The organism is Acidovorax sp. JG5, from assembly GCF_017939685.1.
Taxonomy (GTDB): domain Bacteria; phylum Pseudomonadota; class Gammaproteobacteria; order Burkholderiales; family Burkholderiaceae_C; genus Acidovorax.
In genome coordinates, this window is sequence record NZ_JAGKSE010000061.1 from 1 (window position 1) to 866 (window position 866).

General features: G+C 66.1%; 1 protein-coding gene. It reads right to left on the bottom strand.

Going from position 1 to position 866, the window contains the following annotated elements; translation table 11 throughout:
- Positions 1 to 866, bottom strand: an 866-nt coding sequence (locus J8G26_RS19095) for an FAD-dependent oxidoreductase (protein ID WP_210570841.1), incomplete at both ends; no start/stop codon positions are given.

Below are 866 nucleotides of genomic sequence, written 5' to 3' on the forward strand. Positions count from 1 at the left end.
CTGTACACCGTGCCCATTTCCAGGCCGATGATGCCGCCGCCCAGGATGAGCATGCGTTTGGGCACGCCGCTGAGCGCCAGCGCGCCGGTGGAATCGACCACGCGCGGGTCGTTGGGCATGAACGGCAGGCGCACGGCCTGGCTGCCGGCGGCGATGATGGCGCGCTTGAAGGCGATGACCTTCTTGGTGCCCGTCTTCTCCTGGCCGGTGCCGGTGGTTTCTTCCACTTCGAGGTGGTTGGCGCCCACAAAGGCCCCGTAGCCGCGAACGGTGGTGACCTTGCGCATTTTGGCCATGGCGGCCAGGCCACCGGTCAGCTTGCCGATGACCTTTTCCTTGTGACCGCGCAGCGTATCGACGTTGACCTGCGGTGCGCCGAATTCGATACCGGCGTCCTTCAGGTGGCTGACTTCGTCAATGACCGCCGCGACGTGCAGCAGTGCCTTGGACGGGATGCAGCCCACGTTCAGGCACACGCCGCCCAGGGCTGCGTAGCGCTCGACGATGATGACCTTGAGGCCCAGGTCGGCCGCGCGGAAGGCTGCCGAATAGCCGCCGGGGCCGCCGCCCAGCACGAGCACATCGCAGTCCAGATCCGCCGTACCAGCAAAGCTGGACGCTACTGGATTAATAGCTGCTTGCGCTTGTGGGGCGGGCGCTGGAGCCTGTTTTGGCTCAGAAACCGCGGGCGCAGGGGCAGCTGCAGGCGCTGGAGCGGCTGCGCCTGCACCCTGCACTTCCAGGGTCAGCACCACCGAGCCTTCGGCGACCTTGTCGCCGAGCTTGACCTTCAGCTCCTTGACCACGCCAGCATGGCTGGACGGGATCTCCATGGAGGCCTTGTCGGACTCCACAGTGATCAGGCT